The sequence below is a fragment of the Granulibacter bethesdensis genome, assembly GCF_001889525.1.
Taxonomy (GTDB): Bacteria; Pseudomonadota; Alphaproteobacteria; order Acetobacterales; family Acetobacteraceae; genus Granulibacter; species Granulibacter bethesdensis_C.
In genome coordinates this window covers 1,811,759-1,827,747 of the sequence record NZ_CP018192.1, presented here as the reverse complement: position 1 = coordinate 1,827,747, position 15,989 = coordinate 1,811,759, and the positions used below count along the sequence as shown (strand labels likewise).

Genomic DNA, 15,989 nt, shown 5'->3' with positions numbered 1-15,989 from the left:
ATAGCAATGTAAGCATCTCTCAGGTCATAAAGCTGTATTGATTGATGCTGGTGACACCGAGCAGGGTGATATGGGTATTATCACTGAGCGTCAGGGATAGTCCGGATGTAGTCTGCTGAGCACTGGCGAGAACGGTCTGCACTGCGTTATCGCCATATCCCTGTAATTGGATAAAGTCTTTTCCGTTCTGGAAATTGCCGATGGTGACGTTTCCTCCGGCCTGTCCGTTGGCGAACAGGAACAGATCGGTGGAGGCGCTGGCCCATGCGTTGCTGGTGCCACTGCCGAAGCCGACGGCGTAGGAGCCTGTCTCGCCGACGATATTGGCATTGGCGCTGTTGGTGAAGATGGCGGCATTCTGTCCACCGAACAGGGTGGTGGCGCCCTGATCCATCACCACCAGATCATTGGTGCCATTGCTGAGAATGGTGCCGCCGCCAATGCCCCCGAACACGGTGTTATTGGCCCCCTGCGTTGCGAGCGTCACGGCACCCGTTTGGCTGCCGAGCAGCACGTTGCCATTCCCGTTGGCGAACAGTGTGCTGCCCGCGCCATTGGCAGAGAGTTGATTACCCCCGGCACTGCCGCCGATGATGGTATCGGCGCCTGTGCCACCGAAGACGGTGACCTTGCCGGCCCCGCCATTGACGCTCATGGCTCCGCTGCCACCGATGATGGTGCTGGCCCCCCCTGAACTGACGAAATTCAGCTGGGCGGCATTGTTGAACACCATGGCATTACCGGAAGCCCGCACAGTTGCCGCACCCTGTGTTGCGGTAATGGTATCTTGTCCCCTGGAGTTAACGATGTTGTTGGCATTGCCGAGGAGAACAGTATTATTGCCATAGCCGGGATTGAAGGTCATGGCGCTGCTGCCACCGACCAGCGTATCATTGCCATCGCCGGTATAAAGTGCCGACAAGGTGGTTGCAGGCGCGATGGAGGCCGAAGTCCCCCCAATGGAAAAGCGCTGCACCGGAATGCTGATGCTGACCGGCAGGCTTACAGCAGAGGCGTTGAAAACCGGGTTTGGCTGTGTGCTGGATAAGATCAGCCGGCTTGTACTCTGGCTGGCCAAAGTCGGAAAATCATTCGTGTAGACAATGTCATGGCTGGCAGGCTGCGATCCTGTGACACTCAATGTCGCGCTGGTCAGCGTATCGGGCGTCGTGGGGGTTGAGAAATGAGCATTGTCCCAGATGCTCATTGTCCAGGTGCCTTGCGCATGTTCTCCCTGGAAAATGGGCGAGGTCAGTGTAAAACCGCCTTGTTTCCAAGGAACATTCTGCATATCGGCAATGTTCACCAGCAGGAACGCGGTGGTGCCCGCTGGCGAGGTCAGACCAAGACGAAGATTGCCTGAATCCGGCACATTCATGTTCAGATTCAGGCTGACATGCTCAACAGAAATGGCGTTATCGATGGTAAAGCTGATCCGTGTCGGTGCTGTACCTGATGGATCGAGTGCAATATCGACCGGGCTTGCAGGCTGATAGGCAGCGGTCAGTGTCTGCCCGGTTCCGGTGACGCTGCGGCCCCGATAGCTTTCGGCCAGACGCACGGCGGCGCGGGCATCGACCAGACCAAATCCGTAATCGGCGTTGTAGAAACGGCCTCCTCCATTCCAGTCTGCCGAATGCGTCTGGAACCATTTGACGGAGCCTGCATCGATGATGCGTGCAGATTGGGCCAGAATCTGCTGTACATCACGATAATTCAGGTTGGGATTGGCCTGAAGCATCAGGGCCACGATGCCTGATACAATCGGCGCGGAGGCAGAGGTGCCGTTGAAATTATAGACATAATCTCCGGCAGCACCGGCAAGGGTGTTATAGCCATCAGAACCGGTGCGATCGGTGGAGACGATGTCTGAACCGGGTGTAGAGGCAGAGGGATTGGTGGCAGAGCCGCCCGGCGCGGTGATCAGCAGGCTGGCGCCCGGCGTGCTATATCTGGCTACGATGCCGGTATTGTCGACGGCCCCGACCGCGATCACGTATTGGGAATTCTTGGTGGCGTTCATGATGGCGTTGGAGCCTCTGCCACGGCTGTCACCGCTGGACATCACGATCACGGTGCCAAGTCCGTTGCGGCCCTGCTGTGCCAGTGTCTGAAGCCCGGACATGAAGGGCGCGAACGGGGTTCCGACCCCCCAGCTGGCATTGACCACATCCATCCGGTCGTTCAGCGCATGCGTGAAGGCAATCGAGAATTCCTGCGGATTCACCGGGTAGGGAACCGTTCCCTCTGCTTCGTGATAGATGCCGAGCGTGGCATCGGGGGCAACTCCCACTCCGCCAATCCCGTTATTTGCGGCGGCGGCAATCAGACCGGCGACGGCAGTGCCATGATTTTCCGCGGCAGTGGTCGGGCCACCGCCCGGTTTGTCCTGTGCGGCATCCCACGTAGCGGTCGGGTCGATATTTTGGACCAGATCGGGATGATCGAGCTGGGTTCCGACATCGATGACACCGACACGAACCCCTTTGCCAGTGTAGCGGGACCATAGCGGCGTGACATCAATATCGATCCCGGGTGTTCCCCCTGCCTGTCCGGTATTTTGCAGATACCATTGATACTGAAACAGCGGATCATTCGGCAGGCCGGAAAAAGACATTCATCGACCCTGGATATAAAAAATAACACGAAGAAACATAAATTATATTTTTATCATTTTTGTTCTCCTTACAATGGGATAATTGTGAAAGAATGGTTATCCTTGGAAAGCAGTGCACACTGTGGTTTTCGTGCACTGCTTCTGCTGATATCGCTTACTGCCGATGCGAAAAGGACACTGCATAGGCGGCATTACGCGCGTCGATCAGCGGATCGGCGGAGGCTTCGATCCCGGCTTCCAGATTGCCGGGCAGAAACAGGATGGAGGCTGCCTGTTTGGCCGCATCCTCGGGGATGCGCGTGATGGAGATCGTGCCGAGCTGGACCTGGCGGCGATCTGCCGGGAAGCGCTTTGACCCATCTTCGATCGCGTCGTCTTTTTCAGCCAGAACGGCATAGAGAGCGAATTTGACAGGGCCTTTTTTCAGTCGCGTCGGCAGCTCATCCACCAGAAAATCCGGCTTCTGTTTCTCGGCTTCCCGCTGCGTCAGATGATGGGCGCCGCTGATCGGGGAGATTTTGAATCGGAATGGATGTTTCTTGCCATCGCTATCGGTGAAAATGAAGGTGTTGATACCGTTGTATGTTTCCCTCGCAAAGCTGGACGGTGTTTTGAGGGCGCCGACTGCTCCGGCTACGGTGGGGTGAGTGATGATGAACTGCTCGGCCGGGGTCGGGTGAGGCGCATCCTTGCTTTTCGAAATTGCAGTCAGTAGCTGAAGAAATTCTTCCGGCGTGCGGACCGGGAAAAAGGGCAGGGAGTTGGTGATCACATCGACATCTGTATGACCCTTGTCGTGAAATCGGATGGCCATGCCGTGGGGATTGGCATTCGGCGAGAGGTCGGCGACATGAGGCAGGCCGGTGGCGTCTGAGAAGCGCACGGTGACGGGAATGGTCTTGCCCGTGAAAATGCCTGCCCGGCTGAGCTTTTTCGCATCTGGGCTTGGGGTGAATGTGCCTTCCGCCAGCACACCCTTGGCATGATTGGCCCGCTGGCCGGGGGCCTGCTTGCCCCACATTATATTCATGACATTCACGATCTGCTCGGGCATGGAGGCTCCATCCTCCGCCATGGCGGGGCCGGCGGCAGACAGTGAGAAAGCAGCAGCAAGCAACAGCCCGGCAGCGGCAGCCCGGATATAAGGCGGTCGAGTATGATGGTGCGACACAGGGTACGACATGGGGGGAGGAAACCCTTATGATGGATGGGATCCCGGTTGATCCGGGTGTTTTCGGGGGCGGCTGAAGGAAAGAAAGGCAGTAGATACGCCCCTCACAGGCGGAGGATAATCATCCTTTCCCCGTGTTGTCTTGCTCCCTTTCTCCCGCATTGCAGTCAAAGGGAAAGATGGGGGAAGGAGGAGAAGGAGGGCAGGTCTGACCCCATGACGGTGGACAATCGGTTCGGCTGCGTTTAGGTGCAGCGCCTTCACTTTTTATCATCAGGATACCGATATCATGCCAGCGATCACCCTGCCCGACGGCTCCGTGCGCCACTATGATGCGCCGGTGACGGGCACTACGATCGCGGCCGATATCGGTCCCGGTCTGGCGCGCGCGGCTCTGGCAATGAAGGTGGACAGCCAGATGATGGACCTGTCCCGCGCCATTGCGGCTGATGCGCATGTGGTGTTCGTCACCCGTAAGGACGAAGTCGCGCTGGAGATGATCCGCCACGATGCCGCGCATGTGCTGGCGGAAGCGGTGCAGGAGCTGTTCCCCGGCACGCAGGTGACCATCGGCCCGTCGATCGAGAACGGTTTCTACTACGATTTCGCCCGCAACGAGCCGTTCACGCCGGAAGACCTGCCTGCGATCGAAGCGAAAATGCGCGAGATCATCGCCCGCAACGCTCCGTTTGAACGCGAGGTGTGGGACCGTCAGGATGCGATCCGTTTCTTTCAGGACAAGGGCGAGAAATATAAGGCCCAGTTGATTCAGGATTTGCCGGATACCGAGACGATCACGGTATATCGTCAGGGCGAGTGGCTGGATCTGTGCCGTGGCCCGCATATGCGCAGCACCGGGGATATCGGTCCGGCTTTCCGTCTGATGAAGGTGGCAGGCGCGTATTGGCGTGGCGATCACCGCAACGCGATGCTCAGCCGCATCTACGGCACCGCATGGCGCGATCAGAAGGAGCTGGATGCCTATCTGCATCAGTTGGAGGAAGCCGAACGCCGCGACCATCGCCGACTGGGCAAGGAGATGGATCTGTTCCATATCCAGGAAGAGGCTGTCGGCTCCATCTTCTGGCACAAGAAAGGCTGGCGGCTGTATCGGGCGCTGGAAAACTACATGCGCCGCCGCCAGATCGAGGCGGGGTATGAGGAGGTCCGCACGCCGCAACTGGTGGATCGCAGCCTGTGGGAAGATTCCGGTCACTGGGACAAATACCGGGAGCATATGTTCATCGCTACGGTGGAGGATGAGGAAAAGACCCTCGCCCTGAAGCCGATGAACTGCCCGTGCCATGTGCAGATTTTCCGTCACGGTCTGCGCAGCTATAAGGAACTGCCATTGCGTATGGCGGAATTCGGGGCCTGCCATCGCTACGAACCGTCCGGCGCGCTGCACGGGATTATGCGGGTGCGTTCCTTCACGCAGGACGACGCGCATATTTTCTGCATGCCGGAGCAGATTGCCAAGGAAACCGCGGATTTCGTGGCGATGCTGGCCTCGGTGTATTGTGATCTCGGCTTCGACAGTTTCCGCGTGAAATTCGCCGATCGTCCGGAGAGCCGTGCCGGCAAGGATGAAGACTGGGACCGCGCCGAGCACGAGTTGCGTGAAGCCTGCCGTCTGGCCGGAGTGGAGTATGAATTGAACCCGGGCGAGGGGGCGTTCTACGGTCCGAAGCTGGAATTCGTGCTGCGCGACGCCATCGGGCGGGACTGGCAGTGCGGCACGCTGCAGGTGGATTACGTGCTGCCGGAGCGTCTGGATGCGGAGTATGTGGCCGAGGATGGCGCCCGCCGTCGCCCCGTGATGCTGCACCGGGCCATTCTGGGTAGTTTCGAGCGTTTCATCGGCATTCTGATCGAGCAATATGCGGGTCGCTTCCCGCTCTGGCTGGCGCCGGTGCCGGTGGTGGTGGCGCCGATCGTCTCCGACGCGAACGCGTATGCGATGGAGGTGGTGACGGCCCTGAAACGCGCAGGCGTCACCTGGGCGGAGGCCGATCTGCGCAATGAGAAGATCAATGCCAAGATCCGCGAACACAGCTTGGCCCATGTGCCGGTGATTCTGGTGGTGGGACGGCGCGAAGCCGAACAACGTCAGGTAGCGATCCGCCGCCTCGGCTCTCAGGAGCAACAGGTGGTGGCGCTGGACGAAGCAATCTCAGCCCTCGCCGCGGAGGCGACGCCGCCCGATCTGCGGCAGTAAACCTGATCCGGGCAGGAGGCCAAAACCGCAGTATCATCGTCCTGATGCAGGGGCTGGGCAGTCATTCCTGTCTTTGCCCTTGATCATCGGCGGGTTGAGGGGCAAATAGAGCCATTGCAAAACCCCGTCTGCTTTCGGTCGCTTTCCAGGCAGCCATGGCGGCGGGGCATTCGTGATAACAGATACAGGAGAGATCCATAGCCAGGCCGCCCTTGCCCGCACCGCCTAATCGCGACGGGCCCCGTGTAAATGAGGAAATCCGCGTTCCGCAGGTCCGCCTCATCGATCAGGATGGAGAGATGCAAGGTGTGATGAGCGCGCGTGACGCGCTGATTCGCGCCTATGCCGTTGGTCTCGATCTGCTGGAAATCAGCCCGAACGCCGAGCCGCCGGTCGTCAAGATCCTCGACTACGGCAAGTTCAAATATGAACAGCAGAAAAAGAAAAACGAGGCTCGTAAGCGCCAGAAAGTCATCGAGATCAAGGAAATCAAGGTCCGTCCCAACATCGATGAAAACGACTACCAGGTGAAGATGCGGGCAATGCGCAGCTTTATCTCGGAAGGCGACAAGGTGAAGGTGACGCTCCGGTTCCGTGGTCGCGAAATGGCGCATCAGGAACTCGGTGCCCGTGTGCTCCAGCGTATCCGTGAGGAGCTGGACGCGGAAACCAAGGTCGAGCAGATGCCGAAAATGGAAAACCGGCAGATGGTTATGGTGCTCGCGCCGCGCTGAGCCATAGGGTTCGACGTGATGGGATGGATGCGTAACGCCCCTGGAAGATTTTCTTCCGGGGGCGTTCTGCGTTGAGGGGACAGCTTGTTTCTATCCTCTGCGTCATGTCTTGCGCCGGATCGGGGCTTTGGCAATGATCGCCGCATGACACAGCCTTCTTCTGCTTCCTCACCGGATCGGATCGCCCGGGAGATTTTCCGCGGCGCGCATTATCTGGCCCGCTTTCTGCCTGCCGATGTGGAGGTGCGGGTTCCAGATGGGCCGGTCGTTGTGTTTTTTGAAACCTGGATGCCGGAGCCGGATATGGAGGCCCCCGTCACCGGGGAGACTTTCTTTACGCATCGCGGGCTGGATGTCATCGCCATCAAACCGGCTGCCAATGATTGGTATCAGCAGGACGAGATGACTGAACTGATCGACGCCGTGCTGGCAGAAACGAAGGGGCGCCGCCGTGTCGGGTATGGCGGCAGCATGGGCGGGTATGCAGCCATCAATTTCGCGGAAAGTCTGGCGCTGGATGATCTGGTGGCGGTGGCCCCCCAATTCTCCATTGATCCGGCGCTGATGCCGCAGGACTGGCGTTGGCGGCGGGAGGCGGAAGGAATTGCTTTTCGTCAGGATCGGATGCGGCTGATCGGTCGGTTGCAGCGCGGTACTATTATTTACGACCCGGATAGCGAGGACCGGCCGCATGTGCGGGCCATCCTGATGTATCATGACCTGACCCCGCTGCCCTTGCGGTTCTGCGGGCATCACATGTTCCGGGCGCTTCAGCAGGCGAGAGTGTTGCCGATGCTGGCGATGGATCTCGTGCTGGGCCGGTTTGATCATGCGGCTTTCCGCCGCGCTTTCCGGGCCGGACGGCGGAAAAGTCCGGTTTTCTGGCTGGAACTGGCGCGTGGTCTTTGTGCGAAGCGATGGTTGAAAGCTGCCACTGCCGCGCTCGATCGGGCCAGAGGACTGGCTCCGGACGATGCCTTCGCGCAGGATGTCGTGGCGGGGGAGATCGCCCGTGCCGGTGGCAACCATCAGGAAGCAGACCGACTGATGCAGCTCTGGCGCAGTCATGAGAATGCCGAACTGGCAGAGGCTGCCCGTTATCGCATGGCGCAATGGGCCTGGTATGACACGCGATCAGCCGAGGAGATAGAATACGAAAGGGCCGCACGGGCGGCCGAGCATCTGCTGGCCGCCTCGCAGGCGATTCCGGATTTCACATGGCCAGTATCACATGGCCAGTAGCGCGTATGGTCGCTTCCTGACCGTCCTGATCTCTGCGTGGTCAGGCTGTTCCGGTAATATTGATTAGCCTGTCTTCATCAGCCGGTGTTGCGATGATGTAGGGGCCTCCGGCCAGCACCTGTAATGACAACAGACCAATCGCCCCATCCTGACGTTTCCCAAGCGGCAGCAGCGCATTGCCGTTGGTCCAGCGGGCCGGAGCATGCCCCGGTAGAGGCCTCATAGGGAGGGGGATTATGCCATCCCTCCAGCCCTTCGTGCTCCAGATGGGCGTTCAGGGTGTGGGTCATCCCTGAATCATACAGGACTGCCTCGCCGATCAACACACCCAGGTTGCGGCGATCATCCAGAAATGGCCCCGTTACGTCACAGGGACGGGAGGCGTTGGAGAGAATACGCACGGCATTCACCCCGGCAGGAACCATAAACAGACCCTGCCATTGATTTCCCTTACCTGGCGGAGCATCTGGCCATCTTGTGTCTTGAGCTGCAACTGCCGCTCTGTGGTCGTGGAGGGGCGGGCCGGCGGAGCAAATTCGTTGGCGCGGGCCTCAATACGGCGGAACACCGGCTCCACGAGATCGGGTGTCACGGCCAGTTTTGCAGCGGCATCCTCGGTCCAGTTCGATTTCCGGCCTCCGAACATGGTGACGTTCCTGCTGGTCTGCTCTGTGCCGAGAGGGCTGAACTGTCTGCGATTGCTGGTATCCAGATAAGTTTCTGTCAGAACCCCGTCTGCGGTGATGACCGCATGTTTCTCTGTTTCGATATGATAATATTGATAGGATGTAAAAGAGCGATCATAAAAAATCGTTCTTCCGTTCACCAGCAGACGGGCGGGGATAAAGTAACCTTCCAGATACAGGCAGTGATCGGGGGTAATCAGCATATCCTTATACGGCACCTGATCGCTGATGGCGTCTTTTCTGATCCGCACCGGATATCCGGCCTGGTCATCGGGCAGGTCCTGATTCACATGTGCGGTTGCAATGCCTGACCAGATGACCTTGCGTGCAACAGGTTGGCCGTTTTCGAGGGCGAGAATGGAGTTGCCGGGGTAGATGGTTTCGACCGGCTTTTCGCCTTCCGGGGTGCTGATCATGCTGCCGCCCAGGAAGCAGACCAGCTCCAGTATTCCGTTCTGGTTGAGAGAGGTGAAATCACCGGCGGTCAGCCCTGTGGCGAGCCTCACATGTCTGCACAGGATGGAGGTCTGTCCACCCCATTCCGGCATTTGCTCTATCAGGGAGTAGCTTCCATCCCCGTTGGCCTGAAGATAGATCCGGGAGCCACCGGTCGGTGCATTGGTCAGGATGATGGCATCACGAGTGGTCAGGTTTGTGATCGACGCGAACATATTGGCTTTCGCACCTTCGGAATTGATCATCACCGTGCTGCCGGAAACGCTGCCATCCGCATTGTGTCGATCCTGAAAATCCAGCGTGGCCGGCATGTAGCTGCCATATTCAATTTCCAGTTGAGCACCCTGAAGCCGGATGGTGGCCTGACCGGAGGAAATAATTGTCGTCTGAGTGACCAGATGGACGTTATCCAGCACCAGCACTGATCCGCCTGCCAGTATCAGCCGGGCATTGTCATTATGCAGTGTATGCCCGTCAGAGGCGATCGTCACTGCCCCTGAGATCGAGAGATCTTCGATATTGTGGTTACCCGACAGGAAAGCGGTGGCTCCATTCTGAAACACCGCACTTTGATAAGAGTAAGGAGGGCTGCCTCCTTGCCAGTTATCGCCTGTGTTCCAATTGTTATTGGATAAATCAGTTCCAATCCATGCCACGATAGGTTTAAATTTTTAAAATGGATGATGGCTTATTAGAAAGTTATGAAAGCAAAATGATAGTTGATTTTATAGAATATTTTGGATTTTTAATCATTTAAACCAGACAAATGATATATATACTCGGTATAATATTTTAAGTAGAAAATTTTTGCAGGGGTGATGTTGCACTTGTCTCGGGGTTCGGTCTGTATCGTTGCAGGCGGGCGAACGCGCTTGACATTCTGCCTTCCCGGGCCGCACACCCCATCCTTCTGATGGATCAAGGGTTTGCGTTATGTTCGACACACTTTCGGGCAAGCTCACCGGCGTTTTCGACAAGCTGCGTGGCCGTGGCGCGCTGAACGAGGCCGATGTGGCGGAGGCACTGCGCGAAGTGCGGCTGGCCATGCTGGATGCCGACGTCGCACTGCCGGTGGTGAAAGACTTCATCGCCTCGGTCAGGGAGCGTGCGGCAGGCGCGGAAGTCATCGACAGCGTGGCACCCGGTCAGCAGGTGATGAAGATCGTACATGATGCGCTGATCGAACAGCTGGGTGGTGCCGGGGCAGTCCCGCTGAACCTGAATGCGGTGGCGCCCGTGCCGGTGCTGATGGTGGGTTTGCAAGGTTCCGGCAAGACCACCACCAGCGGCAAGCTGGCGCTGCGTATGGCGAAAAAGGAACGGCGGCGCGTGTTGCTGGCCAGCCTGGATACCCAGCGTCCGGCGGCCCAGCTTCAGCTGCAGCAGCTTGCGGAGCAGGCAGGGGTTGCCTCCCTGCCGATCATTCAGGGCCAGACCCCGGTGGAGATCGCCCGCCGTGCCATGGAGACAGGACGGCGCGAGGTCTATGACATCGTGATCCTCGACACTGCCGGCCGTCTCGCCATCGATGAGGAGCTGATGGAGGAGGTCAAGGCGATCCGCGCTGAGACCAACCCTTCGGAAACCCTGCTGGTGGTCGATGCCATGACCGGGCAGGACGCGGTGAACACGGCCCGTGCCTTCAATGAGGCGGTGGGCGTAACCGGTATCGTCATGACGCGGATGGATGGCGATGCGCGCGGCGGTGCCGCACTGTCCATGCGGGCGGTGACCGGCGCACCTATCAAGCTAACCGGCTCTGGCGAGAAGCTGGATGCACTGGAGGATTTCCATCCGGAACGTGTGGCCGGCCGTATTCTGGGCCTGGGCGACGTAGCCGGATTGGTCGAAAAGGCTGCCGAGACCATCGACGAGGCCGAGGCCGAGGAAATGGCGATGAAGATGCTCAAAGGGCGCTTCACGCTGGAAGATTACGCCAAGCAGCTGAAACAGATTTCCCGGATGGGTAGTTTATCCTCCATCATGGGTATGTTGCCTGGTCTGGGAAAATTCAAACAGCAGATTGAGAACGCCAATATCGATACGTCGATCCTGAAGCGTCAGGCAGCGATCATCAGCTCCATGACGGTGAAGGAGCGCCGTAACCCGGACATCATCAAAGCCAGCCGCAAAAAACGCATTGCCGCCGGGGCTGGCGTGCAGGTGCAGGATGTTAACCGTCTGCTGAAGCAGTTCGATGATATGAGTCAGATGATGAAGCAGTTCAGCAAGCTGGGTCAGAAAGGATTGATGCGCAACGGCATGCAGGCGCTGATGGCCCAGCGACACCGCCCGCAGTGATGGGATGGTTGGCAGGCGCGGGAGCAGCAGGAGAGGGACATAATGCCTAAAGTGGGCATGCAACCAATCCGTCGCGCCCAGCTGATCCGTGCCACGCTGCAATCGATTGACGAAGTGGGGCTGAGTGATACGACGGTGGCCAGGATAGCCCGGATCGCAGGGGTTTCGACCGGGATCATCGCCCATTATTTTCAGGACAAGGAAGCCTTGCTGGAGGCGGCGATGCGCCAGATTCTGGCGGATCTGTTCGCCGCCATGCGGGCCAGACGAAAAGCGGCGGTGGATGATACGCCGCGTACCCTGCTGCGTGCCATTGTCGAGGGTAATTTTGATGGCACACAGACCAGTACCGCCGCGGCCAAGGCATGGCTGGCTTTCTGGTCATCCTCCATGCATCAGCCGCATTTGCGGCGATTGCAGCAGATCAATGCATGGTATCTCCATCGTTTGTTGCGTACCCAGTTTCTGCGTGTGCAGACGATGGAGCAGGCGCATCATTCCGCCCTGGGGCTGGCGGCGCTGATTGACGGATTATGGCTGCGGGCCACTCTTGCCGGAAAAGTTAATGAGGAAAATATTCAGGTGGCTTTTGATTATATAGATCGAAAGCTTAGCACCTGTTTGTGACAAACTATGTATGGAATATCAGCATACAACTGCGCAATGTAAACAGAGTATGGTGTGTCGCACCCATAATCTTGGGCTTAACACCTAACTGAATGCCTAAGCAGCCTTCAGATGCCGACACACCATGCGCCCGTTATAGTCATTAACGTAGCAATAGTATTTTAACTGTGATTAATCCGGAGTCATTATTAGACGCACTAGTAATAGACGTATAGGATCAAATTCAGCTACCCGATCTTAACTATATTTCTTGTTAATTCTTGATCAGATGACTGCTTTTTTCATGTGGGAAGCCTCTATGTCAACTTAAAATTTCATAACCAATAAATCAAAGCTACTTTTAGTTTTTGATCAGGAAGAAGAGTGTATTTTTTATTGAATGGTCGTTCAATTTAAAGTAAATAGTCTTGTAGAATCAAAGCTTCAACCCCGGCTGAGGCGCATGCAAGGACATCCCGATCATGACCATTCCCTCTCCTCCCACATCTCCGGTTGCGTTACAGGAAGCTCATGTTCCCGATTCCCTGATGCCGGGATTGTATATTCATGGCCAGGTTGAGGCTGGTACGGGGGAGGTTTTTACCTCGGTCAATCCGGCAGATGGCAGCGTCCTGGCGCACATCGCTGCTGCCAGTGAAGCTGAGATTGCCCGCGCCGTGGCCAGTGCGCAGGAAGGGCAGCGCATCTGGGCGGCCATGACGGGGATTGAGCGTGGGCGCATTCTACGTCGGGCGGTCGATATTCTGCGTGCGCGCAACGACGTGCTCGCACGGCTGGAAACGAAAGATACCGGCAAGCCATTCAGCGAAACCAGCACGGTGGACATCGTGACCGGTGCGGATGTGCTGGAATATTACGCCGGGCTGGCACAGGCGATCGAGGGTGAGCAGATACCGCTCAATGCGACCCAATTTGCTTACACAAGGCGGGAGCCGCTGGGCGTGGTGGCCGGGATTGGTGCATGGAATTACCCGGTGCAGATCGCGCTGTGGAAATCGGCTCCGGCCCTGGCGGCGGGCAATGCGATGATCTTCAAGCCCAGCGAGGTCACGCCGCTGACGGTGATCGAACTGGCGAAAATCTATACCGAGGCCGGGCTGCCGGATGGCGTGTTCAACGTGGTGCAGGGTTGCGGCGATGTCGGGGCGATGCTGACGGCGCATCCGGTGATCGAGAAAATCTCCTTCACGGGCGGGGTGGAGACCGGAAAGAAGGTCATGGCGCTGGCCGGATCGTCTTCGCTCAAGGAAGTGACGATGGAGCTGGGCGGCAAATCCCCGCTGCTGGTGTTCGAGGATGCCGATCTGGACCGGGCCGCCGATATTGCGGTGATGGCGAATTTCTATTCTTCCGGTCAGGTCTGCACCAACGGCACCCGCGTTTTCGTGCAGGAGAGCGTGTTGCCCGCCTTCCGGGAGAAGCTGCTGGCACGCGTTGCAAAGATCCGTCTGGGCCATCCGGAAGACCCGGCGACGGTGTTCGGCCCGCTGGCGAGCTTCCAGCATCGTGACAAGGTGCTGTCCTGCATTGCGCGTGGTGTGGCAGAGGGCGCAACCCTGCTGGCGGGGGGAGGAGCGCCGCAGGAGGCTGAATTCTCCCGCGGGGCCTACGTATTACCCACCGTGTTCGGAGATTGCCGGGACGACATGGCCATCGTGCGTGAGGAGATTTTCGGCCCGGTGCTGAGCCTGCTGTCTTTCCGCGATGAGGAGGAGGTGATCACCCGCGCCAATGCCACCGAATACGGTCTGGCGGCCGGAGTGGTGACGGAATCCCTCAGCCGGGCGCATCGCGTCATTCACCGGCTGGAGGCGGGCATTTGCTGGATCAACACCTGGGGCGGCTCCCCGGCCGAGATGCCGGTCGGCGGCTATAAACAGTCCGGTGTCGGGCGAGAGAACGGTCTGGTGACGCTGGGCCATTATACCCGCATCAAATCGGTGCTGATCGAACTCGGTGGTTTCCAGTCGGTCTTCTGAGGGGGAGGGACAGCGCGATGAGCAATTTGCAGGAATACGATTACATCGTGATCGGCGCAGGCTCGGCTGGCAATGTGCTGGCCACCCGCCTGACCGAGGATGCCGGAACGCGCGTTCTGCTGCTGGAGGCAGGCGGCCCTGATTACCGCTTCGACTTCCGTACCCAGATGCCGGCGGCGCTGGCCTATCCGCTGCAGGGGCGCCGCTATAACTGGGCGTTCGAGACGGAGCCGGAGCCGTTCATGAACAATCGCCGCATGGAATGCGGGCGTGGCAAGGGACTGGGTGGTTCCTCACTGATCAACGGCATGTGCTATATTCGCGGCAACGCGATGGATTACGATGGTTGGGCGGAACGGGACGGGCTGGAGGAATGGAGCTACGCCCATTGCCTGCCCTATTTCCGCAAGGCCGAGACGCGGGATATCGGCCCCAATGACTATCATGGCGGTGATGGCCCGGTATCCGTCACCACATCGAAGCTCGGCAGACCGGGCGGCGGTGCCAACCCGCTGTTCGAGGCAATGGTGGAAGCCGGCGTGCAGGCGGGCTATCCGCGCACTGATGACCTGAACGGCTATCAGCAGGAAGGTTTCGGACCGATGGATCGCACGGTCACGAAACAGGGCCGCCGTGCCTCCACAGCGCGGGGTTATCTGGATCAGGCGCGGAAGCGGAAGAACCTGACCATCCTGACCCATGCCCTGACCGACCGCATCCTGTTCGCGGGCAAGCGCGCCATCGGGGTTGCGTTCCTTCATGGCGGAGAAAGCAAAATCGCTTATGCAAGGCAGGAGGTTCTGCTGTGTGGCGGGGCAATTGCCTCCCCGGCGATTTTGCAACGCTCGGGTGTTGGTCCGGCTTCCGTGCTGAAGGCGCTCGATATTGCACCGGTGCAGATTATGGAAGGTGTCGGCAGCAATCTTCAGGATCATCTGGAGATGTACATGCAGTATGAATGTCTGGAGCCTGTCTCACTTTACCCTGCGCTGCTGTGGTGGAATCAGCCGAAGATCGGCGCGGAGTGGATGTTTCTCGGCAAGGGCCTCGGTGCAAGCAATCATTTCGAGGCAGGCGGCTTCATCCGCTCGCATGATGATTTCGCGTGGCCGAACATCCAGTATCACTTTCTGCCGGTCGCGATCAGCTATAACGGCACCAATGCGGTGCAGATGCACGGGTTTCAGGCTCATGTCGGCTCAATGCGCTCGCCCAGCCGCGGCCGTGTGCAGATCGTATCGCGCGATCCGGAAGTCTATCCGAGCATCCTGTTCAACTACATGTCGCATGAGCAGGACTGGCGCGAATTCCGCGCTGCCATCCGCATCACGCGGGAGATCATGGCCCAGCCTGCGCTGGATCAATATCGTGGTCGCGAACTCAGCCCGGGTATGGAGTTGACGAGCGATGCCGATCTGGACGCCTTCGTGCGCAGTCATGCGGAGACGGCGTATCATCCGTCCTGCTCCTGCGCGATGGGCACGGATGATGCGGCGGTGGTGGATGCGGAGGGCCGCGTGCATGGGCTGGAGGGGCTACGAGTGGTGGATGCCTCGATCATGCCGCTGATCACGACCGGCAACCTGAATGCCCCGACGATTATGATGGCGGAAAAAATCGCCGACCGCATCCGTGGCCGTGCGTCCCTTCCGCCTTCCGACGCACCATATTACCGTGCAGATGGTGCGCCCGTACGGGGAACATGTGCGCGGAGAGCATTTGGGCGTGATGTAAACGTCTCCTGACCGAATATCCTGCTCAGCCGGAGCCAGTTTGGATGAGGTGCTGACCGGAGCAATCGCCAATACAGAAAGGGGCGTTGGAAATACCCAACCTCCTTGGATAATTTAAGATAAAACCCTGTCGATTTTCGGCGGGGTTTTTATTGTTTTGACGGCTTGCCGGGGCATGCGTCCGTGGCTCTGCCCGGGATAGAAACTGTCACCTTGCGCATGTTC

Annotated in this window: 11 protein-coding genes; 7 read left to right on the top strand and 4 right to left on the bottom strand. The window is 58.4% G+C overall.

The genetic code is table 11. From position 1 onward, the window contains the following. Positions 1-19: 19 nt before the first annotated feature. Both GbCGDNIH6_RS08180 and GbCGDNIH6_RS08175 read right to left on the bottom strand, forming a co-directional pair. Positions 20-2,617: a S8 family serine peptidase gene (locus tag GbCGDNIH6_RS08180; protein WP_072563528.1), complete on the bottom strand. Its 2,598-nt coding sequence runs from the start codon at positions 2,615-2,617 to the stop codon at positions 20-22. A gap of 154 nt (positions 2,618-2,771) precedes the next feature. After that, complete coding sequence (locus GbCGDNIH6_RS08175; protein ID WP_072563527.1) at positions 2,772-3,800, bottom strand: catalase family peroxidase; 1,029 nt, start codon at positions 3,798-3,800, stop codon at positions 2,772-2,774. A 277-nt stretch (positions 3,801-4,077) separates the two neighbouring features. Here GbCGDNIH6_RS08175 and thrS point away from each other — a divergent pair, with 277 nt between their 5' ends. The 3 genes from thrS (at position 4,078) to GbCGDNIH6_RS08160 (ending at position 7,982) form a co-directional block, all read left to right on the top strand. Further along, positions 4,078-6,006 carry a threonine--tRNA ligase gene (thrS, locus tag GbCGDNIH6_RS08170; protein ID WP_072563526.1) on the top strand — a complete coding sequence of 643 codons (1,929 nt, stop codon included), beginning with the start codon at positions 4,078-4,080 and terminating at the stop codon, positions 6,004-6,006. Positions 6,007-6,218: 212 nt separating this feature from the next. After that, positions 6,219-6,740, top strand: a complete 522-nt coding sequence (gene infC / locus GbCGDNIH6_RS08165) for a translation initiation factor IF-3 (RefSeq protein WP_011632315.1) — start codon at positions 6,219-6,221, stop codon at positions 6,738-6,740. Positions 6,741-6,884: 144 nt separating this feature from the next. Next, positions 6,885-7,982 carry a hypothetical protein gene (locus GbCGDNIH6_RS08160; protein WP_072563525.1) on the top strand — a complete coding sequence of 366 codons (1,098 nt, stop codon included), beginning with the start codon at positions 6,885-6,887 and terminating at the stop codon, positions 7,980-7,982. Positions 7,983-8,022: 40 nt separating this feature from the next. Here the strand turns inward: GbCGDNIH6_RS08160 and GbCGDNIH6_RS12455 are convergent, their stop codons facing one another. Both GbCGDNIH6_RS12455 and GbCGDNIH6_RS08155 read right to left on the bottom strand, forming a co-directional pair. Continuing rightward, on the bottom strand, positions 8,023-8,205 hold the full coding sequence (locus GbCGDNIH6_RS12455) for a hypothetical protein (RefSeq protein WP_157692383.1): 183 nt from the start codon (positions 8,203-8,205) through the stop codon (positions 8,023-8,025). Positions 8,206-8,388: 183 nt separating this feature from the next. After that, a complete protein-coding gene (locus GbCGDNIH6_RS08155) occupies positions 8,389-9,687 on the bottom strand; it encodes a Hint domain-containing protein (RefSeq protein WP_081370046.1) in 1,299 nt (432 codons plus the stop codon). Positions 9,688-10,057: 370 nt separating this feature from the next. Between GbCGDNIH6_RS08155 and ffh the strand changes: the two genes are divergently transcribed. From ffh to betA, 4 genes are all read left to right on the top strand, one after another. Further along, positions 10,058-11,425, top strand: coding sequence for a signal recognition particle protein (gene ffh, locus GbCGDNIH6_RS08150; protein WP_072563524.1), 1,368 nt, complete (start codon positions 10,058-10,060; stop codon positions 11,423-11,425). A gap of 42 nt (positions 11,426-11,467) precedes the next feature. Beyond that, positions 11,468-12,052 carry a transcriptional regulator BetI gene (gene betI, locus GbCGDNIH6_RS08145; RefSeq protein ID WP_072563523.1) on the top strand — a complete coding sequence of 195 codons (585 nt, stop codon included), beginning with the start codon at positions 11,468-11,470 and terminating at the stop codon, positions 12,050-12,052. A gap of 461 nt (positions 12,053-12,513) precedes the next feature. Next, positions 12,514-14,031, top strand: coding sequence for a betaine-aldehyde dehydrogenase (gene betB / locus GbCGDNIH6_RS08140; protein WP_232449762.1), 1,518 nt, complete (start codon positions 12,514-12,516; stop codon positions 14,029-14,031). A gap of 17 nt (positions 14,032-14,048) precedes the next feature. Next, the gene (gene betA / locus GbCGDNIH6_RS08135) at positions 14,049-15,776 is read left to right on the top strand and encodes a choline dehydrogenase (protein WP_072563522.1); all 1,728 of its coding nucleotides are present in this window, start codon (positions 14,049-14,051) and stop codon (positions 15,774-15,776) included. Positions 15,777-15,989: the final 213 nt, after the last annotated feature.